General features: G+C 70.7%; 12 protein-coding genes. 6 read left to right on the top strand and 6 right to left on the bottom strand.

The features are described from left to right. Window position 1 precedes the first annotated feature (1 nt). Window positions 2-1,258, top strand: a complete 1,257-nt coding sequence (locus WME82_RS39650) for a DUF2062 domain-containing protein (protein ID WP_438039544.1) — start codon at window positions 2-4, stop codon at window positions 1,256-1,258. 1,227 nt (window positions 1,259-2,485) lie between these two features. On the opposite strand, the gene WME82_RS39645 is transcribed toward WME82_RS39650, so the two are convergent. Beyond that, window positions 2,486-2,938 (bottom strand): DNA-binding protein, encoded by a 453-nt coding sequence (locus WME82_RS39645; RefSeq protein ID WP_272102708.1) that lies wholly within the window; start codon window positions 2,936-2,938, stop codon window positions 2,486-2,488. A 2,357-nt stretch (window positions 2,939-5,295) separates the two neighbouring features. Here WME82_RS39645 and uvrC point away from each other — a divergent pair. From uvrC to WME82_RS39630, 3 genes are all read left to right on the top strand, one after another. Then, window positions 5,296-7,524, top strand: coding sequence for an excinuclease ABC subunit UvrC (gene uvrC / locus WME82_RS39640; RefSeq protein ID WP_438039543.1), 2,229 nt, complete (start codon window positions 5,296-5,298; stop codon window positions 7,522-7,524). A 281-nt stretch (window positions 7,525-7,805) separates the two neighbouring features. Then, on the top strand, window positions 7,806-9,143 hold the full coding sequence (locus WME82_RS39635) for a serine/threonine-protein kinase (RefSeq protein WP_438039542.1): 1,338 nt from the start codon (window positions 7,806-7,808) through the stop codon (window positions 9,141-9,143). 64 nt (window positions 9,144-9,207) lie between these two features. Next, window positions 9,208-10,977, top strand: a complete 1,770-nt coding sequence (locus WME82_RS39630) for a VanW family protein (RefSeq protein WP_438039541.1) — start codon at window positions 9,208-9,210, stop codon at window positions 10,975-10,977. A 96-nt stretch (window positions 10,978-11,073) separates the two neighbouring features. Here WME82_RS39630 and WME82_RS39625 read toward each other — a convergent pair whose 3' ends face one another. Then, window positions 11,074-12,102, bottom strand: a complete 1,029-nt coding sequence (locus tag WME82_RS39625; RefSeq protein WP_438039540.1) for a tryptophan--tRNA ligase — start codon at window positions 12,100-12,102, stop codon at window positions 11,074-11,076. A 293-nt stretch (window positions 12,103-12,395) separates the two neighbouring features. Here WME82_RS39625 and coaBC point away from each other — a divergent pair, with 293 nt between their 5' ends. Both coaBC and WME82_RS39615 read left to right on the top strand, forming a co-directional pair. Next, window positions 12,396-13,763, top strand: coding sequence for a bifunctional phosphopantothenoylcysteine decarboxylase/phosphopantothenate--cysteine ligase CoaBC (coaBC, locus tag WME82_RS39620; protein WP_438039539.1), 1,368 nt, complete (start codon window positions 12,396-12,398; stop codon window positions 13,761-13,763). Then, window positions 13,760-14,563: a CPBP family intramembrane glutamic endopeptidase gene (locus tag WME82_RS39615; protein ID WP_438039538.1), complete on the top strand. Its 804-nt coding sequence runs from the start codon at window positions 13,760-13,762 to the stop codon at window positions 14,561-14,563. Before coaBC ends, WME82_RS39615 begins: the two co-directional genes overlap by 4 nt. Before the next feature lie 22 nt (window positions 14,564-14,585). Here the strand turns inward: WME82_RS39615 and WME82_RS39610 are convergent, their stop codons facing one another. The 4 genes from WME82_RS39610 to WME82_RS39595 all read right to left on the bottom strand — a co-directional run bounded on the left by WME82_RS39610 (window position 14,586) and on the right by WME82_RS39595 (window position 19,598). Further along, a complete protein-coding gene (locus WME82_RS39610; RefSeq protein ID WP_437295193.1) occupies window positions 14,586-15,335 on the bottom strand; it encodes a YebC/PmpR family DNA-binding transcriptional regulator in 750 nt (249 codons plus the stop codon). A 308-nt stretch (window positions 15,336-15,643) separates the two neighbouring features. After that, window positions 15,644-16,858: an ammonium transporter gene (locus WME82_RS39605; RefSeq protein ID WP_437741708.1), complete on the bottom strand. Its 1,215-nt coding sequence runs from the start codon at window positions 16,856-16,858 to the stop codon at window positions 15,644-15,646. A gap of 141 nt (window positions 16,859-16,999) precedes the next feature. Next, a complete protein-coding gene (locus WME82_RS39600; RefSeq protein ID WP_437741707.1) occupies window positions 17,000-17,446 on the bottom strand; it encodes a universal stress protein in 447 nt (148 codons plus the stop codon). Continuing rightward, complete coding sequence (locus WME82_RS39595; protein WP_438039537.1) at window positions 17,421-19,598, bottom strand: DUF2079 domain-containing protein; 2,178 nt, start codon at window positions 19,596-19,598, stop codon at window positions 17,421-17,423. Before WME82_RS39595 ends, WME82_RS39600 begins: the two co-directional genes overlap by 26 nt. Window positions 19,599-19,721 lie beyond the last annotated feature (123 nt).

The following is a 19,721-nucleotide window of genomic DNA, read 5'->3' as shown; positions in this document are numbered from 1 at the left end:
GTTGGCGAAATACTCTCTCCTCCGAGAGGAGGCGCGCCGCGCGTGGCGTGAGCTCCGTGGCAGCGAGCTGTCCGCCGGCCGCACCGCTGTGGCGGTCGCGATCGGCCTGTTCATCGGGTCGCAGCCGATCTTCGGCTGCCACACGCCGCTCGTGCTCCTCCTCTGCCTGTGGTTCCGTCTGGATGCAGCGATTGCTTGGGTCGCTGCGAATATCTCCAACCCCTTGTTCGCGCCAGCGCTGCTCACGGCGGAGGTCCAGGTCGGAGCGTACCTCCGCACGGGTCGCTGGCTGCGCCTTTACGAAAAGATGAGCTGGGCGCAAGCGCTTTCGGACTTCCCCGAGTACATGTTCCTCGGCGCCCCGGTGGTCGGGCTCGCGCTCGCGGCGCTCGGCGGCGGCCTGATCTTCGTCCTCGTCACGCTGAAGCGGCGCCGCGCTCCCTCGCAGCAGAGCAGCAGGATGGAGCCGTATCGGCTCCCCGGGGATGCGCCGCCGTGGGTCCACGCGGTCGAGCGCGTCGCCGGGAGGTACAGCCCGCCTGAGGGCGCCACGCCGGCGCAGCGTACCCGCTTTCACTATGTCCGCTTCAAGCTGCTCGGCGACCCCATCGCCCGGTTGATTGCCGACATCGCAGGCGACCGCCCCGGCGCGCTCGGGGAGGTCCTCGATATCGGGACCGGGGCTGGCCAGCTGCCGATTCTCCTGCTCGAGCTGGGGAGGGCCGAGCGCGCGCGTGGGTTCGACTGGGACCGAGCCAAGATAGAGGACGCCCGGCGCGCGGCCGGCGAGGGCTCCGGCGCATCTCTCCCGCGCTCGTCCGAGTCGTCCGGCCCGCCCGGCCCGCAGCGCGCGGCCCACGCCCGCCCTCCGCTGGACGCCGAGTTCTGGTGCGCAGATGCGCGCGAGGCCGAGCTCGGAACTGCAGACACCGTGCTGCTCATCGACCTGCTCCACTACTTCCGCGTGGAAGAGCAGGACGCGATCCTGCGGCGCGCGGCGGCCGCGGTTCGTCCGGGCGGGCGCCTGCTCGTCCGCGAGGCGGACACCGACCGCGGCTTGAGGAGCTCGATCACGCTCCTTGAGGAGCGTGTCTTCACCGCGCTTCGATTCAACCGGGGCGAGCGTGTGCGCTTCCGTCCCGCCCGAGAGATCGCGGCGCTCCTCGAGCAGCTCGGCTTCTCCTGCGAGACGGTGCCCGCCTGGGGGAAAACGCCCTTCTCGAATGTCCTCATCGTCGGGAGCCGAGCCCAGCGCTGAGCCCGAGTCGCCCTTCCCCGGAGCTCTCATCCTCCCACCGCCGTCACCGCGCCCCGAGCGTCAGCGGTCGTTGCCGGGGTGTCCGATCCGGCGTGCGGCCTCTTGTGCATCGCCCAGTTTCTCGATCACCGCGGATGGTTAGAACCTGTCCAGTCGGTTGACGCGTTGGTCTCGCGGCTCCTTTCGGACCATGAGCCGCGCTGTCGGGTGGAGCGACCGCCCTGATGGCACAGACCATGCTTGTCCCACGGGCTTGGCGGCGGAGCGCGCTGTCCATGTCCCTTCCTGATCGCTAGAGGCCGATAGGCCTCCGGTGGCTCCTCCTTGCCAGGCGTCCGGCTCGCCCACATTGCAAGCCCGCATTATCCGCCTGGGGCGTCCTGTCCAGGTGTCCGTGAAGGTGCGTTGAGCTCCGGGCCGGCCAGGTCCAGTGGGGCTCCGAGGGCGCCGCGTGATCGTCGAGAAGGGCGCCGGATGGGCGGAGCGGGTCAGGCGTTCACAGCAACGACGCTTGCGCGGCGCCGATCGTGCTCTGCCATGTCGGCAGTCCCGGCCACGCTCACGGCCCCACGGAGCGAGCACCGCCCGGCGGGAGTCCGGCCCTGGATGACCGGACTCCTGCGCCGCGTCGCGCCGGTGACGCTCCCTTTCGTTTCCTTGGAGCTCCGCCCCGCTTCACGCCCCAGCGTCCGTTTCGAGGCCGCGTCATCGCCACGCGACAGGAGACCCGACGCGATCGCTGATGCACGAAACTAGATGTGGTGGTCCTTCGATGATGCCCCACGATATGTTGGGGGCTCAGGGGGGCATGACGTGGTGGTCTCTCCCGATCCGAGGTCGACAAGAGCACGGGCATGGCGGCTCGGTAACCCAGCGTCCTGGGCACCAGAGCGGACATGTGTGCACAGACGCGATCGCGGAGCGCCGCCGCCTGTGTCGTGTCACCAGGCGGATCCGCTCAGCAGCGGTCGGGCGGCAGTTGACGCGCCTTACGCCCGGATTTCTCCGTCGTCCTACGAGGAGACGACATGGCTTGGCGGGACTTCCTGAGGGGCATCCAGCGGCGTGTACGGCTGCGGAGCTTGCTCCGCTCCGAGGTGCGACGTCTCCGCGCCTGCCGGGACAGCTCCCGGCTCGCCGCGATTTCCCCTGCTGGGCTTGCGGGAAGGCGGGACGTCGACCTCGGTCGGTTTGGCCGGACCCTTTTGGAGAGCGTCGATGCCGGCTTCAGCGGGAAAAGTACTTGGTAGCCCGCTTCTCTCCTTTCGACGTGATCTTCTTCTCGACGAGCAGCTTCCGAATCGGGAGGGTCAGCTCCTTCGTGGTGGTGCCCAGATCCTTGGCGATCTGCTCGACGCCCTGGCCGCTGTTGCTCCGGATGTGCTCCAGGACCTTCTGCGTCATGGCGGCGAGCTCTTCCTTCGAGCGCTTCTCGCCCTTCTTGCGGGTGGGCTTCGCAGCGCGAGCGGGGCGACCGACCGCCTTCTTGACCTCCGCAGGCTGCTGGGGAGCGGCCTTGGCCCGACCCACCTTGCGCGGCGCGGCGGCCGCAGCGACCGGCTGGCCCTCGCCTCGCAGGGCGTTGGCGACGGCCTCGAGAGCCGCTTTGCGGACAAGTCCGCTCAGCTGAGAGACGAATGCATCAACGTGGCTTTTGATCTCGGTTTCGACGTTGTTCATTGGATCTCGCGTCCCATGAATAGCTAGAGTTGTCAACTGCTGAACAGCACCTTGCTTGAAAATAATTCGAGAGGTGTCCCCTCAACGTGCGTCAAGAACCCGCGCTCGCCACCTCCCCGTCGGGTCATCGGATGCTGGGGGCGACCGGTCGAGCCGGACTCCAGCCACCTCGTCTCCCTGGCGACGTCGCGCCGCGAAGCCAGGCTTCGCCCCAACCCAAGAGGGTGCGATGGACAGCGCCGTGCTCCTCTCTGCACCGCGCTCCCGCTTTGGATGCCGCAGCGCGCGTGCCGTGGGCAGCCCCGTAACCGAGGGGAGCCAGCGACATTCCCATGAAGATCTGCTTTCCTGTGCTCCGGACACACGCGCCCCACCGCGCAGCGGCCGAAGCGGGCGCCTGACCGAGGGACCGTGGAGGAGCCCGACCCCCCGGGTGGAGCGCCCGCGATAAGGAAAGGTGTCATGGCCGAGGTCGCCGTTCCAGGCGACCCCGGTGAGCTGGAGCGGCAGCCTTTCACTTCTGCACCCCACCCTGCTCCGGCGGCGTAACCGTATGCCCCGAGCTCTCGTCTCCCGACCGAGCCGCTCTCCGGGATCGACCGCAACGTGTCGGCCACCGAGCCGCCCTCCGGCGGTGTCGACGTCATGAGGGCTACCCCACCCACCTGCCAGGACATCCCCTGGCTGATCGGCGCGGCGGCCCGACGCGGTTGCTCCCACCCACGTTGCAGCCCCCAGGCCATGTCGCCTCCGGTCTGGCTGCGTCTTTTTGCGGCTGTGCTGGAGCTGCCCAGCCTCCGGCCGAGTCTCCCAAACCGCTCGCCGTGCCCGAGCTCCGACGGCCGCCCCGGCAAGCCGGAAGTCGTCCTGCGGGAGGCCACGAGGCCGCCGCTCCTGCTCAGCCGCTCATCCTGATTCAGGGGGTGACACTCGTGCTGGGCACCAGGGTGACGCTCGCCCGCGGCTCGCCCCCGTGCGAGGGGGCAAAGCGCACCGTCGCCGCCGAGGGCGACATCGATCCCCCGAGCGGGGCGGTGGTGATGGACGCTGGTGGACAGTTCGTCACTCCTCGGCTGTTCGACGCGCACTCCCACCTCGGGGGCCGCCCGATACCAGGCGCGGCGGCGCACCTGGACGGCAGCGAACGAAAACCAGACACGGGGCCGGTGGCGCCGCAGGCTCAGTCCGCCGATGCCTTCTGGCCCCAGGACCCGGGTATCGAACGGGCAGTCGCTGGTGGTGTTACGACCATACAAGTCCTTTCGGGTTCAGGCAACCTGATTAGAGGGTGCGCGGTAACGATGGAGCTCCGACCGGGCATCAGCCGTCCCATCGCCCCTCCCAGGTTCCTCCCTGATTCCTGCCAGATGCTTCCCAGACGCTCGCCACCGTGGCGCCCGGCGGGCTGAAAGTGGCTTGCGGGGAGAGCCCGAAGCGCAGCTACGGCGGGGACAAGCGGGCACCGATGGCCGGTACGGGCAACCTCGCTCTCCAGCGGGCGACCTCTCTCAAGGCCAGGAAGCTCCAGACGGACTGGGCGCGATGGAGCGACCGGGAGTCGCGCCGGATTGCGACCGAGGCGAAGACGCCGTCGTCCGCCAGGCCACGAGGCAGGAGCGCTCGACACCCGAGACCTCCTCCCGCGAAGATCCTGCCGTCGAGCCTACTGCCTGCTCGAGGGCGTGTCTCGCGTCGACGTGGGCGCGGCGCGCCATCACCGCAGTCGCCAGCGCCGCCTCCTACACGGGCGATCGCGCGACGTGTGACGGCGGCGCACCATGATCGGGTGGCCTCACGAGAGCGACGCGTCAACACGCGGCGCGCGCGGCTCACGTGATCAGGGCGCTCGCGCGCGCTGCGCGGCTCACGTGATCAGGGCGCTCGCGCGCGCTGCGCGGCTCACGTGATCAGGGCGCTCGCGCGCGCTGCGCGGCTCACGTGATCAGGGCGCTCGCGCGCGCTGCGTGGCTCACGTGATCAGCCCGCCCGCATGCGCCTCGCGCGGCTCACGTGATCACGACGCCCGCGTGCGCGCGCCGACGGCAACGCGGTGCGCGACGGACTCCGCCGCGCCGCGCGGCGGTGATCGCCCGCAGTCCGGCCGGCGCGTTCGTGTCGCCTTCGCTTCGGCTCGAACCTGTCCTCGCGAACGTCGCGGTCGGGTCGGGCGACTCGCCCGACATCTCGACCTGGGCGTTCTGCCCCGTCGCACCGAGGCGAGCGGCGCCGCGTCACATGACGGCGTTTTTCTAGATGTAAAGGAGAACCGGCGCGCGCCGCGTCGGCCGCTCTCCACGGGAGCAGCCGTGATCGCGGCGCTTGCTGCCGGCGCGCGCGACTTCTAGATCGTTCCGGCCGTGGTCAACCCGAGCGCCAAGCAGGATCCCGAAGCCCTCCTCGCCGCCAAGCTCGCGTCGCTCCCGACGACGCCGGGCTGCTATCTGTTCATCGACAAGGCCGGCGCCGTCGTCTACGTCGGCAAGGCGAAGAGCCTGCGCTCGCGCGTCCGCAGCTACTTTCAGGAGAGCGGGAGCGACGCCAGGTACTTCATCCCGATACTCCGGAAGATCGTGGCCGATCTGGAGACGGTGGTGACCGCCACCGAGAAGGAAGCGGCCGTACTGGAGAACGAGCTCGTCAAGCAGCACAAGCCGCGGTTCAACGTCAAGCTGCGTGACGACAAGGACTTCCTTTGCCTCAAGCTCGACACGCAGAAGGCGTGGCCGATGCTCGAGACGGTCCGCCGTCCCGCCCCGGACAAGGCGCGCTATTTCGGGCCCTACCACTCGGCGACGAGCGCGCGGCGGACGCTCCACCTGGTCAACAAGCACTTCCAGCTCCGCACCTGCTCCGATACCGAGATGGCGTCGCGCCGGCGTCCCTGCCTGCAGTACCAGATCAAGCGTTGCCTCGCGCCCTGCGTGATGGATGTGGACCGGGAGCTCTATTCGGAGATGGTCCGCTCGGTCGCGCTCTTCCTCGAAGGGCGCCACGACGAGCTCACGGGCGAGCTCACCACGCGAATGCGGGACGCGTCGCGGGAGCTCGAGTTCGAGCGCGCTGCCATCTACCGCGATCAGCTCCGGGCGGTCGAGGCCGTCCGCGAGGCCCAGCGCGTCGTCTACGTGAAGGACGTCGATCAAGACGTGGTGGGCATCTACCGCGAGGGGACGCTCGTGGAGGTCGAAGTGATCTTGGTGCGGAGGGGGCGCGTGACAGACACGCTGTCCTTCTCGCTCCGCAACATGGAGCTGCCGGACGACGAGGTGCTCGGCGGCTTTTTGAACGAGTACTATGGCGTCGCGTCCACCACGATCCCCGATGAGGTCCTCGTGCCGGTGTTGCCCGACGGCGCGGAGGGTGTTGCGGAGTGGCTCGGCGATCGGCGCGGCCGCAAGGTGGCGCTCTTCGTGCCTCAGCGCGGGCCCCGCGTCGATCTGCTCAAGATGGCGAGCGAGAACGCGGCTCACGCGTTCCGGGAGAAGCAGCGGAGCTCCGACGATCTCGAGGCCCGGCTCGAGGAGATCAGGGAGCGCCTTCGTCTCCCGACGCTCCCGCGTCGCATCGAGTGCTGCGACATCTCGCATCTCGGCGGCGGGGACACGGTGGGATCGATCGTGGCGCTCCTCGATGGTCAGCCGGACAAGAAGCGCTACCGCAGCTTCAACGTGAAGAGCGTGGCCGACGGCGACGACTACGCCGCGATGTACGAGGTGCTCTCACGGCGCTTCCGCCGCGGAAAGGCCGCCCGGCAGGCGAGCCCCGCGTCCATCGCAGACAGCGAGGCCGCCCTCGGCGCCGAAGGCGCGCCCGAGAGCGACGTGATGGAGGGCGTCACCGAGAGCGACGTGATGGAGGGCGATCCGGCGGAGAGCGACGCGCTCGAGAGCGATGCGACGGAGGGCGACCTGGCTGACGAGGACATCGGCTCGGCAACAGCGAGCGACGCTCCGCCGGAGACGGAAGGGACGCCGGTGTCCGCTGCCGCGGAGCGAGAGAGCGCCGCCTCGGGGGGTGATGTGTCGAGGCGCGCCGAGGCCGGCGGAGGCGAGTGGGATCTTCCAGATCTGTTCGTCGTCGATGGTGGGCGCGGCCAGCTTCAGGTGGCGCTGTCGGCGGCGCGCGATCTCGGCCTGCACGGTCTCCCGATCGTCGGTCTGGCGAAGGAGCGGGAGACGCAGACCGGGGAGAAGCTCGTCGACCGCGTCTACCTGCCTGGCCAGAAGAACGGTATCCCGCTCCGATCCACGAGCTCCGCCCTCTTCTTCCTGGCGCGCGCGCGCGACGAGGCGCACCGCTTCGCAAACCACGCACGCAAGCGGCTCGGCAAGGCGCGGCGCCTCCGGTCCGAGATCGAGGACATCCCAGGGCTTGGCAGCGCGGTGAGGACGGCGCTCCTCCGGGAGCTCGGTTCCATGGAAGGAGTTCGTCGCGCGACCGACGCTCAGATCCTGGCGGTGACAGGGGTCACCAAGCGACACCTGTCAGCGCTGCGCAAGGTCATCCCGTCTCCCGAGTCCTCGCAGCCCGACGCGCCGCCCGAGGACACCGGTGATCTATCCAAGGCACGGGGGCTCACGCGCTGAGCGCGACCGGCCCGTTCCGCGATGGATCGGTGAAAGATCACGCTGCGACCTGAACGGCGTTCCGGGTTGAGCGCCAAGGCGTTCTCTGCGACGATCCGAACACCAGGCGCCCGGTCGCATTCCGGACGCACGCGGTCATTTTTCGATCAAGAGCACCACCTGGCACACCGAGCGCTTCTTGCGGACCCGACTTCGTGGGCGGGCCGCGGCGGGCCGCGCTCGGGGGGCTCGATTCCCGGCGGGCGCTGCCTCGCTCCGGGGTTACGCGGCACGTGAGCACCATGGGAGAAGTACGCGCTGGCCACACGCTCGGTCGCTATGAGCTCCTCGTCCCCATCGCGCTCGGGGGCATGGCCTCGGTGTGGGCCGCTCGAACGGGCGGCCAGCTCCCCAGGATCGTCGCCGTCAAGCTGCTGCGCGCCGAGCTGAGCGACGATCCCGACTTCGAGGCGATGTTCCTCGACGAGGCCACCCTGGTCTCGCAGATCCATCACCCGAACGTCGCGGAGACCATCGATGTGGGCGAGGAGGACGGCGTCCTCTACCAGGTGATGGAGCTCATCGACGGCGAGCCGCTCAACCTGGTTCTCCGCGAGAGCAAGGCGCGCGGCGGTCTGCCGCTCCCCTTCGCGCTCCGCATCGTGGCCGAGGCGGCCCTCGGCCTGCACGCCGCGCACGAGCTGCGCGGCCGCGACGGCAAGCCCGTCGGCCTCGTCCACCGCGACGTCTCGCCGCAAAACATCCTGGTCGGATACGACGGGTCGGTGAAGATCCTCGACTTCGGCGTCGCCAAGGCCGCCTCGAACCTGCAGCGAACCCAGGTCGGCCAGCTGAAGGGCAAGTATGCGTACATGTCGCCGGAGCAGGCGGGCAGCGAGCCCATCGATCGGCGCACCGACGTGTTCACGCTCGGGATCGTCTTCTATCAGCTCGTGACGGGCAAGCACCCCTTCCACGCCGAGAACGATCCTGCGACGGTGCGCCGCATCTGCGACAAGGCGGCAGCCGAGCCGCCGCGGACCCTCGTCCCGTCGCTCCCGGAGGACGTCGGGCGCATCATCATGAGGATGCTCGCGAAGCCGAGGGACGAGCGCTTCGCCACGATGGCCGAGCTGCGCCAGTCCATCGAGCAGCTGTCGCCAGCGACGCCCATCGCCACCTCGGATGAGCTCGCTGTGCTGATGCAGCAGATGCTCGGCCCGCGCGGTGAGCGGCGGCGCGCCGCGATCCAGGAGGCCATGCAGATCGCGCGCGAGCGCGCGATCGACTTCGACTATCCGCAGTCACAGCAGAGCTCGCCGCAAGCCGCCGCTCAGCCCGGGCGCGCGAGCGCAGAGCGCGGCGCCGGCCCACCGCAGGGCGCTCGGCCGGCGCCGCCGACGTCCGACGAGGGCCGCGCGCGGCGCTGGCTCGTCCCCGCGACCGTCGGCCTCGTGGTCCTCGTGGTGCTCGCGGGCGCGCTCCTCCTGCGCTCCTCGCCGCACGGCGGCCCGCCGCGCCAGCGGGGCTCTCTGCTCGTGCCCGGGGCGGGCTCGATCAAGGAGCCGCTCCTCAGGGCCGCGCGCGCCGCATCGAAGGCGCCGCGCGGCGGCTCCGATGTGACGCGGGCCGCACCGTAGCCGCGCCGCGCGCCCGCGTTCGCTTGACGGTTCGGGCAACGCTTCTCAAGATGGCCGCCCTCGCATGGATCTTCGCCGCTCGCCGGAGCTCTGGCGGTTCGCCGCGCTGGTGGCGATCTTCGTCACGAGCGGCCTGGCCATCACCTACCTCGTGCTGCCGCCCCCGCCGGACGACGGCCCCAAGCCCCCGCCGGTCCTCCGCGTGGCGCAGGTGCCGGTGCCGACGGGCGGCGACGTGGTGGCGAACGCGCTCGACCTCGTGCGCCGCTACGCCACCGGGGAGATCCGGATCGTGCTCCCCGACGGCTCCGCGCGCGCGCTCCGCCGCAACGATCTCGGCGTCGAGATCAACCGGGTCCGCCTCGCCGAGTTCGTGCGCGAGGCGCTCCGCCCCGAGAGCGCGCTCCGCCGCGCGCACGAGCGGGCCGGCGATGGCGACAAGAGCGACGAGGACGCGCCGCTCGACATCCCGATCCCGCTCCTCCTCGACTCCGAGCGGGCGATCAGCAAGCTGCTCGACCTGAAGGTCGAGCTCGACGCGCCCGCGGTCGACGCGTATGTCGACCTCGAGGGGAAGCAGCTCAAGCCCGAGAAGATCGGGTATCGGCTGGACGTCTACGGCACGCTCGCGCGCATCGACGCCGCCCTCCGGGCGGGCGAGGACACCGCGCAGGCCAGCGTCGAGACGATCGCGCCGAAGCTCGTCGCCGAGCAGCTCGGCAACGTCAAGTTCGATCAGGTGCTCGGCTACTTCGAGACGCGCTACGCGACCGGCGCGAGATCCAAGGAGAGGACGTACAACCTCAGGCTCGCGGCGTCCAAGCTCGACGGCGTGGTCGTCATGCCGGGCGAGATCTTCGACTTCAACGAGACGGTCGGCCCGCGCGACGAGGCGCACGGGTACCGCGTCGCTCCGGTCATCGCCCAGGGAGAGCTCGTCGACGGGCTCGGCGGCGGGACCTGCCAGATCTCGGGCACGCTCCACGGCGCCGCGTTCTTCGCGGGGCTCGAGATCGTCGAGCGCTACCCGCACTCCCGCCCGAGCTACTACATCAAGCTCGGCCTCGACGCGACCGTCGTCTACCCGACGATCAACTACCGCTTCAGGAACCCGTTCGACTTCCCGATCGTGCTCCACGAGACGGTGGCCGGCGGCGTCGTGCGCGCCGAGATCCTCGGGCCCTCGCGCAAGCTCACGGTCACGTACTTCCGTCGCATCGACGAGGTCGTCCCGTTCGAGGAGCTGGAGCGCCCGACGCCGAAGCTGCCCGAAGGGACGCGGGCGCTCGCACAGCGCGGCATCCCCGGCTTCAAGACGACGAGCTCGCGGGTCGTCCGCGACGGCGCCTACGCGGTGCGGGAGAAGTGGAGCGACAGCTACCCGCCGACCGCGCAGATCGTCCATGTCGGGAGCGGCCCGCGCGACCCCGAGGCCAAGACGGCCGACGACAATCACCCCGAGTACGTGGCGGACGAGTACCTCGTTGTGACGCAGGGGCCGGACGTCCGCACGCCAGGCGTGACCGGCCCGGAGCCGGGCGGCGGCACCGTCGAGAGCCGCGAGCCCGGGCTCACGGGCGAGCGCGGCTGGACCGAGCGCGCGGGGTTCGGCACGTTCCGCGCGAAGGGGGAGGAGCGCGCCGAAGGGGAAGGCGGCCGCGCGCGCGGCGAGGACGCGCCGCCCGCCGAGGGGATCGCCGTCGCGCAGGCCCCGGGCGCGTCGGCGCCGGAGGCCCGTGGCCAGCGGGACCCCGCGGCGGACGAGGCGAAGGGCGGCAAGGGCAAGAAGCGACGCCAGAACCAGAAGAAGACGACAACGAGCGACGGCGGCTGAGCGGGCGGCCTCGAACGGAGCCGGCGGCGGCTGCTCGGCGGCGCTCGCCGCGCGCTGGCCGCGGCGAGCTCCGCTCGTCCTCCGCCGCCGCGGCCTTCAGCGCGCGCCGATCGCCCGGCGCACCTCGTGGAGCGTCGGGCCCGCGAGCGCCCGCGCGCGCTGGGCGCCTTCCGAAAGCAGGGCGTCGACGCGGGCCGGGTTGGCCATGAGATCGGCGTAGCGGCGCCGCGGCTCCTCGAGCGCGCGGTTCAGCACCTCGAACACGGCCTCTTTCGCCTCGCCCCAGCCGATGCCGCCCTGGTAGCGGCCGCGGAGCGCCTCCGCCTCTTCGGGCGTGGCGAACTCCCTGTAGAGGTGGAAGAGCGGCGAGGTGTTCGGATCCTTCGGCTCGCTCGGGGGCGACGAGTCCGTCTTGTACTTGAAGATCGTCTTGCGCAGCTTCTCCGGCGGCAGGAAGAGCGCGATGGTGTTGTCGTAGCTCTTGCTCATCTTGCGGCCGTCGAGGCCCGGGATCACCGCCGTCTCGGCGCTGATGCGCGCCTCGGGCAGGACGAGGGTCGGGCCGTAGATCGCGTTGAAGCGCTGCGCGATATCGCGGGCGATCTCGATGTGCTGGACCTGGTCTTTGCCCACCGGCACGACATTCGTCTTGAACAGGAGGATGTCGGCCGCCATCAGCACCGGATAGCCATAGAGGCCCATGTTGATCCCGGCGTCGAGGTCGTCGCTGTCCTCGGCGCCCGCGGCGCTCGACGCCCCGGCCCGGGACTCCATGTTCTTGGCGACAGCGGCCTTGTAGGCGTGGGCGCGGTTCATGAGCCCCTTCGCCGTGAAGCAGGAGAGGATCCAGCTGAGCTCGAAGATCTCCGGAACGTCGGATTGCCTGTAGAAGATGACCTTCTCTGGATCGAGGCCGAGCGCGAGCCACGTCGCGGCGACCTCGTGGACCAGGCTCCGGAGCTTCTGCGCGTCGTGGATGACGTTGAGCGCGTGATAGTCCGCGACGAAGTAGAGCGCGTTCGACGCGGTTCCTGCGAGCGCGAGCGCCGGCTTGATCGCCCCTACGAAGTTGCCGAGGTGCGGCGTTCCGGTGGGCTTGATGCCGGTGAGGACGGTGCTTGCCATCGTTGTCGTATTCCTCTGAGGGAGCTCATCCCATTACGCGCTCCCGGCGGGTGATGCCACTGCCACGCCCCAAAAACCAGCGGGGTTTCTTGCTGCGCGGGCGCGTTGGCGCGTGTCGGCGCGCGCGCGGTGGTGCGCGCGTGCGCGCCAGCGCGAGCTCGCTGCCTGCAGCGCGGCCCCGGATCGTCCGCCCGCGGCGCAGCGTGTCCCGTGTCGTGGCCGTGTACGATCGGCGATTTTCGTGCCACGGTGCACGCCGGACCGACCCCCCGACCCACGCTGGCACCTGCGCCATGTCTGGCCGAACGCCGTCATCTCCCGCACCTCGCCCCGAGGCCTCCGCCCCGTCGCCCGCTGGCCAAGCCCCCGAGGGCGCGCGGCCGACCGTCGCGCTCGCCGTCTCGGGCAGCATCGCCGCGTACAAGGCCGCCGAGGTGGCCCGGCTGTTGATCCAGGGCGGCGCGCGCGTGCTCCCGATCATGACGCGCGCGGCGCAACAGTTCCTCGGGCCCATGACGCTGAGCGGGCTCTGCGGCGAGCCGGTGCGCGACACCATGTGGGATCCCGGCTTCGCGGGCGAGCTGCACGTCGCGCTCGCCGCCGAGGCCGATCTCGTGCTGCTCGCGCCCGCGACCGCCGACGTGATCGCCCGCCTCGCCGCGGGGCGCGCCGACGACCTCGTGACGGCGCTCGCCCTGTGCGCGCGGGGGCCGGTGCTCGCCGCGCCGGCGATGCACCCCCGCATGTGGGCTCACCCCGCGACGGCGCGGAACGTCGCCACGCTCGAGGCCGACGGGCGCGTGCAGCTCGTCGGCCCGGTCTTCGGCGAGGTCGCCTCGGGCGAGCGCGGCCTCGGGCGCATGGCCGAGCCCGCGGCGATCGCGGCCGCGGCGTTCTCGCGGCTCGCCCCGCGCGACCTCGCGGGTCTCCGCGTCGTCGTCACCGCGGGCCCAACGCTCGAGGACCTCGATCCCGTGCGCTTCCTCGGCAACCGGTCGACCGGCAAGATGGGCTTCGCCGTGGCGGAGCGGGCCGCGGCGCGGGGCGCGCAGGTCACGCTCATCGCCGGCCCCGTATCGCTCTCCACGCCGCCGGGCGCGCGCCGGGTCGACGTGCGCGGCGCGCTCTCGATGCGCGGCGCGCTCTGGCAGGCGCTCGGCGAGGACCTGCGCGGCGCCGACGCGCTCATCATGACGGCCGCCGTGTCCGACTACCGCCCGGCCGAGCAGCACGCGACCAAGCTGAAGCGGACGCCCGACCTCGCGTCGCTCCCGCTCGTGCCGAACCCTGATTTGCTCGCGGAGATCGGCGCGGCGCGAGGCGGCCTGGCGGACGCTGCCGGCGCCGACGGAGCGCGCTCGCCGGTGCTCGTCGGGTTCGCGGTCGAGACCGCCACGGACGAGGGGGTCATCGCCTATGCGCGGCACAAGCTCGCGAGCAAGCGCGTCGACATGATCGTCGCCAACCACGCGGCGGACTCGTTCGGCCGGGACGACAACCGCGCCACGATCGTGACCCGCGACGCCGCCGACGCGCTCGGCGTGTTGCCCAAGCCGGCGCTTGCGGACCGCATCCTCGACCGGGTCTTGCAACTGTGTCGGACGAGTCGGACGAGTCGGACGAGTCGGACGAGTCCGACGGGTCAGGCGAGCGCGCGATGATCCCGGGCGAAGGCCGCGCCGCGGCTCCTTCCGCCGCGGCTCCTCCGGCTGCCTCTGGCTCGGCCGCCCCGGCCTCGTCGCGCGGTCCGCGGGCGATCGATCCGCGCGATCCGCCGCGCTCTTCGCGCCGCGAGGCCGCGCTCATCGCCGCGTCCGTCACCGCCTGCGTCGCGCTCGCCGTCTCGTTCGCGTTCGATCCCGGTCGCGCGGGCGCGCCTGCCATGCTCGCGGCGCTCGGCGCGCTCTACGCCGTCCTCACGGCGATCACCGTGATGTGGCTCCGCCGGCGCGGCGAGCTCCGCGCGGCGCTCCGCCCCCTGTCCGGCGATCTCGCGCGCGGCGCCCTGGTCGCGGCGGGGCTCTACGGGCTCGCCATGGCGGTGCAGCTGCTGCTCGCCCCGCGGGGCTCGCCTCGCGAGGCGTGGGTCCTTCGCCTGTACCTCCAGCTCGGCGACCCCTCGGCCGACGCGCGCGTGTTCGTCGGCGCGCTCGTCTTCGTCATCGCCGCGCTGGAGGAGATCGTCTGGCGCGGGCTCGTCCTGCGCGCCCTGGAGGGGCCGCTCGACCGGGGCGCCGCGTGGCTGCTGTCGAGCGCGCTGTTCGCCGCCGCGCACGCCCCCACGCTGTTCCTGCTCGGCGATCCGGTGGCCGGGCCGAACCCGCTGCTCGTCGCGGCGGGCTTCGGCTGCTCGATCGTGTGGGGTCGCGTGGTGCACCGGACCGGGCGCCTGGCGCCGGCCGTCTTCGCCCACGCGTTCTTCTCGTGGGCGATCGTGAGCTTCCCGATCTGGCGGCCGTGACGGGCTCGCGCCTGCCGCGGGATCAGCCCTCGAGCTTCGCGAGCTCCTCGTCGGGGACGTCGAAATCGGCGTAGACGTTCTGCACGTCGTCGTGGTCGTCGAGCGAGTCGACGAGGTTCAGGCAGACCTCGGCGTCGCGGCCCGCGACCTCTTTCTTGTTCTTGGGGACGTAGCCCGCGGAGTTCGACTTCACCGCGATCTTCGCGTCCTCGAGCGCCTTCACGACGGTGTCCATCACGTCGACGCTGGAGAGCACCTGCCACTCCTCTCCCTGGTCGCTGTAGTCGTCGGCGCCCGCGCCCACGGCGGTGTCCATCAGCTGATCCTCCGTCGCCGCGTCCTTCGCGAGGAGGATGATCCCCTTCCTCTCGAAGGCCCACTGCGCGGAGCCGCCGGCGCCGAGCTGCCCGTTGTTCTTCTCGAAGATCTTCCGGATCTCGGCGACGGTGCGGTTCCGGTTGTCGGTCATCGCCTCGCAGAGGAACAGCGTCCCGCCGGGCCCTGTCCCTTCGTAGAGGATCTCCTCGTAGTTCGCGCCCTCGATCTCGCCGGTGCCGCGCTGGATGGCGCGCTTGATCGTGTCGGCGGGCATCGCCTGGCCCTTGGCGTCGTTGATCGCCTTACGGAGCCGCGGGTTGCCGTTCGGGTCTCCGCCGCCCATGCGCGAGGCGACGGTGATCTCCTTGATCAGCTTCGTGAAGAGCTTGCCGCGCTTCGCGTCGAGCGCGCCCTTCTTGCGCTTGATGGTGGCCCACTTGGAATGGCCGCTCATGCCTGTCTGCTCCGTGATGACGGGGCGCCCGCTCGCGGCGCGCGCCCAGGGGGAAGGTTCGGCGCAAGATGGAGCACCGTTCGGTTCGAGCGTAGAAACCGTCAGGGCGCCGGGAGCGCCAAGAGATTGTCGAGCTCTCTTGGCGCTCTCGGCGCCTTTCGGTTCGAACCGTCCGTCGCTCTAGCGGTGCGCCCCGGGGGAGGCAACAGCGACGGCACCCCCGGCCGCGCGGTTCCCTCCTCACCGGGAGGACGAGCGCGGCCGGGAGCCCTTGTCGACCTGGGTCTGTGGCTGCCCCCTCTGTGTCGCTACAGCGCGTAACCGGTCTCGCCGTGCTCGGTTGCGTCGAGGCCCTCGCGCTCGTCGCTCTCGGGCACGCGCAGGCCGATCAGCTTGTCGACCAGCTTGAGGAGCACGAAGGTCACGATCGCGGCGTACAGGCCGACGGCCGCGATGCCGACCAGCTGCGGGACCATCTGCCCCGGGTTGCCGGCGATCACGCCGTCACGGCCGGCCTCGTTCAGGGCCTTCTCGGCGAAGACGCCGGTGAGGACCGCGCCGAGGAGGCCGCCCACGCCGTGGACGCCGAACGCGTCGAGCGAGTCGTCGTAGCGCAGGCGCTCCTTCGAGACGACCGCCGCATAACACACCACGCCCGCGAGCAGGCCGATCACGACGGCGGCCCACGGCGCCACGAACCCGGCCGCGGGCGTGATCCCGACGAGCCCGGCCACGATGCCGGACGCCACGCCGAGCGCGGTCGGCTTGCCTCGCTGCGCCCACTCGACGAGGAGCCACGCCGCGCCGCCCGCCGCCGCCGCGAGGTGCGTGTCGAGCAGCGCCAGCGCCGCGAGCCCGCCCGACGTCAGCGCGCTGCCGGCGTTGAAGCCGAACCACCCGAACCACAGGATGCCCGTGCCCGTCAGGGTCATCGTCAGGTTGTGCGGCACGTGCCGCTCGTGCGGATATCCCGTGCGCTTGCCCAGCACGAGCGCGCAGATCAGCGCCGAGATGCCCGCCGCGAGGTGAACCACGGTGCCGCCCGCGAAGTCGAGCGCGCCCATCTCGAAGAGCCAGCCCTTCTCCGCCCACACCCAGTGCGCCACCGGGTCATAGACGAGCGTGGACCAGAGCAGGATGAAGACCAGGTACGCCGAGAACCGCATCCGCTCGGCGAACGCCCCCGCGATGAGCGCGGGCGTGATCACCGCGAACATCATCTGGAACGCCGCGAACGCGATGTGCGGCACCGTGCCGCGCTCCACCGTCGCGATCCCGTGCAGACCGACAAAGTCGAACCCGCCGATGAGCCCACCGTGCGAGGTCCCGAACGCGAGCGAGTACCCGACGGCCACCCACTGCACCGAGATCACCGCGAGCGCGGCGAACGAGTGCATGAGCGTCGCGAGCACGTTCTTGCGGCGCACCATGCCGCCGTAGAACAGGGCGAGGCCCGGCGTCATGAAAAGGACGAGGGCTGTCGATGCGAGGAGCCAGGCCGTATCCCCAGTGTCGATCTTCATGGCACGGGCGTAACGTGCCCAATGTTTCAACGAGGTTTCGTCGTCGCGGCAGGACGCATTTGACAGGAAGTCGGGAAATTTCTAACGCCCGGTTCGGCGGCCCTGGACACTGGAAGTGATGGTTTCGTGATGTCACATACATCAGGCCGGTTGTGGTCCCCGTATCGACAGGACCGGGACCTTTGCCGATCTCACCACCCGCTGCGCCACGCTGCCGAGCAGCGCCCGCGCGACCGCCCCGCGCGCGTGCGTCCCGATCACGATCATGTCGGCGCCGATCTCGTCCGCGAGGCGGCAGATCTCCTCGTCGGGGACGCCGGCGCGCAGCACGCCCGAGATCTCGACGCCCGGCGCGGCGCGCCGGCGCTCGAGCACCTGATCGAGGCTCCGCTGCGCCGCATCGGCGATGCGGGCGGCGTCCTCGGCCGAGGGGATCAGGGACGAGCCTTCCGGGAAGCTGTAGACGGGCACGCTGTACACGTGCGCGACGACGATCTTCGCGGACAGCTTGCGGGCGAGCTCGATCGCCGTGTCGAGGGCGATCTCGGAGGTCGCGTTGAAGTCATGGGCCAGGAGGAGGGTCTTCATCTTGCTCCGCGGTGGTGGAGGGCGCAGGCGGCGCGCCGCCGCCCTTTCGGTCCGGCTTTCGTAGCTCCGGGGGCGGGTCTCCGGTAGGGGGCTCGTCGGAGGCCGCCGGGGCCGGCGGCTGCGCCTTCGACGGCGGCTTCACCCGCTTGAACAGCGCCAGCTTCTTCAGCCGGCTGAGCTCCTCGAGCTCGCCGCGCTTCACCGCCGCGTTGTGGCGCTCCAGGTCCTTGCCCTTGAGCTCCCCCTCGTCGAGCAGCACGTACTGGACGGTCGCGGCGCGGTCGCCCGGATAGAAATAGGCCTCCTTCCGGTTCGACACGTGCGGTCCCATCTTGCTCGTCGCGCCGACGATGGCGCTCTTCGGGATCGCTTCCACCTGCTTCCGGACCCAGGCGTAGGTCGCCTCCTGGTCGGGCGTCAGCTTGCGCGCCACGCGGGAGAAGCCGCCCCTGAACGACGCGTTCTCGACGAGGCCGCCGAACTTCCACGACATCAGCGCGGCCGCCACGATCATGGCGGCGAGCAGCGCGCGCGACAGGCGCCGCCCGTCGAGCCCGTAGTACGCGGCCGGCCCGGAGCCCTCGATCCGCTTGAGCGCGATCGGCGTCAGCACGAACGCGATGGGGAAGAGGATCGACGAGTACTGGAAGTGGATCGAGAACACCGCGTCGCGCGAGGCGAGCAGGCAGAACAGGAGCCCGTAGGCCAGCATCCAGCGCCCGGGCTTGGCGAGGAAGGGCAGGAAGCAGAGGGGGACGAAGAGCTGGAGCAGGAAGATGATCTTCGGCTCCTCCAGCAGGACCTTGAGCGCGAAGACAGGGTTCGTGAGGAGGGAGACGAGCATGCCGCCGAGCCCGCTCCGGTTCGGCATGAGCTCCTCGTAGTAATAGGCGAACGAATAAGCGTCCTTGCCGGACATGATGATGCCCGCCGACGTCATGAAGAACAGCTTCACGATGACGAAGTAGACGAGGCTCGTCGCGATGGTCACCCAGCCGAGGCGGGTCCTGCCCGGGCGCCGGTCGAAGATGGCGTAGAGCCCGATGAAGCACATCAGCAGGGAGACGTCCTCCCGGCAGAGCAGCAGCACGGCGAGGGTGACCCAGTACAGCCTGTCCCTGCCGGTCTCGTAGAAGTAGAGGAGCCAGACGACGAGCGGCGAGATCAGCGCGAGCGAGTGGAACTCGTACATGTTCGCGCCGTGCAGGGCCGGATAGATGGCCCACACGGCGGCGAGCAGGAGCGCCTTGCCGCGGTGATCGAGCTTGTCGCGCGCGAGCAGGTACACGGGCACGACGCCGGCGCCGAGCCACGCGGACTGGAGGATGAGGAGGAACTCCGCCCTCGGGTAGATGAGGTAGAGCGGCGAGAGCAGGATGAGGATCGGGTCGAAGTGCGCGGAGCCGTGGTAACCGGCCTTGAGCCAGGAGCAGCCGAGCGGCCGTCCGTGGATCGTCTGGTAGAAGATGTTGTCGTAGTACCCGAGGTCGGGCGTCCTGGTGTGCAGCGCGTGGTGGTTGGTGATCGCGAGCCGGGAGAAGAAGAGCGTGTAGCCCGTCCACATCGCGAGCAGGGCCAGCGGCGGGAGCCACCGCGCGACCGTCGCGAGCGCGCGGCCTCCGCGAGCGGGCGCGCCATCGAGCTCGGACGCATCGTCGAGCCCGGGCGAGAGCCGCGCGCGGCGGCCCCAGGCGTAGACGCCGGCGCCCGTGGCCACAGCGGCGAGGGCGGCGAAGAAGATCGTGCTCTTCGGGCTGTCCTTCTCGATGTTCGGGAGCTTGAGCGCGGCGACGAACGGGAGCGCGAGCAGGGGGATCAGGGCGCGGTTGAGGCGGCCCACGGTGCTCATGAAGTCCCACGAGCGGGTGCGGGCCCGCCGCGCCAGCATCACGAGGAAGTAGACGAGCCCGACCCCCACGATGGCGGCGACGGCGCCGCCGGCCATCCAGCGGCGCTCCACCTCGGTCAGCTTGTTCGTGTCGAGCTGCGCGTGCCGGCTCGGGTGGGTGAAGACCCAGGCCGTCACGGCGATGCTCATGCCGTAGAGGATCGGCCACGGCGCCAGCGTCAAGGCGGCGCGTGCGAGCCGCTCGAGGGCGCCGTCGAGCTTGGCGAGCGCGCTGTTCAGCCTGGTGCGGTGGTTCTCTAGCATAGGTGAGGCGGGTCCTCGGCTACTTGACCCCACCCCCCGCTGTCAAGGAGCGGGGGGAACATCGCGAAAGGACGCGGAAGGGCGTGTAACGACGCGAGGGCGCGGGAAGGGCAGGGCGCCACG

The sequence above is a fragment of the Sorangium sp. So ce128 genome, from assembly GCF_051525245.1.
GTDB classification, from domain to species: domain Bacteria; phylum Myxococcota_A; class Polyangia; order Polyangiales; family Polyangiaceae; genus Sorangium; species Sorangium cellulosum_B.
This window is presented reverse-complemented; position numbering and strand designations above follow the sequence as displayed.

Bases quoted from the DNA above. Each gene is read 5' to 3' on its own strand.
- WME82_RS39645 (WP_272102708.1), bottom strand. From the start codon at position 2,938: ATGAACAACGTCGAAACCGAGATCAAAAGCCACGTTGATGCATTCGTC.
- WME82_RS39635 (WP_438039542.1), top strand. From the start codon at position 7,806: ATGGGAGAAGTACGCGCTGGCCACACGCTCGGTCGCTATGAGCTCCTC.
- WME82_RS39630 (WP_438039541.1), top strand. From the start codon at position 9,208: ATGGATCTTCGCCGCTCGCCGGAGCTCTGGCGGTTCGCCGCGCTGGTG.
- WME82_RS39625 (WP_438039540.1), bottom strand. From the start codon at position 12,102: ATGGCAAGCACCGTCCTCACCGGCATCAAGCCCACCGGAACGCCGCAC.
- coaBC (WP_438039539.1), top strand. From the start codon at position 12,396: ATGTCTGGCCGAACGCCGTCATCTCCCGCACCTCGCCCCGAGGCCTCC.
- WME82_RS39615 (WP_438039538.1), top strand. From the start codon at position 13,760: ATGATCCCGGGCGAAGGCCGCGCCGCGGCTCCTTCCGCCGCGGCTCCT.
- WME82_RS39610 (WP_437295193.1), bottom strand. From the start codon at position 15,335: ATGAGCGGCCATTCCAAGTGGGCCACCATCAAGCGCAAGAAGGGCGCG.
- WME82_RS39605 (WP_437741708.1), bottom strand. From the start codon at position 16,858: ATGAAGATCGACACTGGGGATACGGCCTGGCTCCTCGCATCGACAGCC.
- WME82_RS39600 (WP_437741707.1), bottom strand. From the start codon at position 17,446: ATGAAGACCCTCCTCCTGGCCCATGACTTCAACGCGACCTCCGAGATC.
- WME82_RS39595 (WP_438039537.1), bottom strand. From the start codon at position 19,598: ATGCTAGAGAACCACCGCACCAGGCTGAACAGCGCGCTCGCCAAGCTC.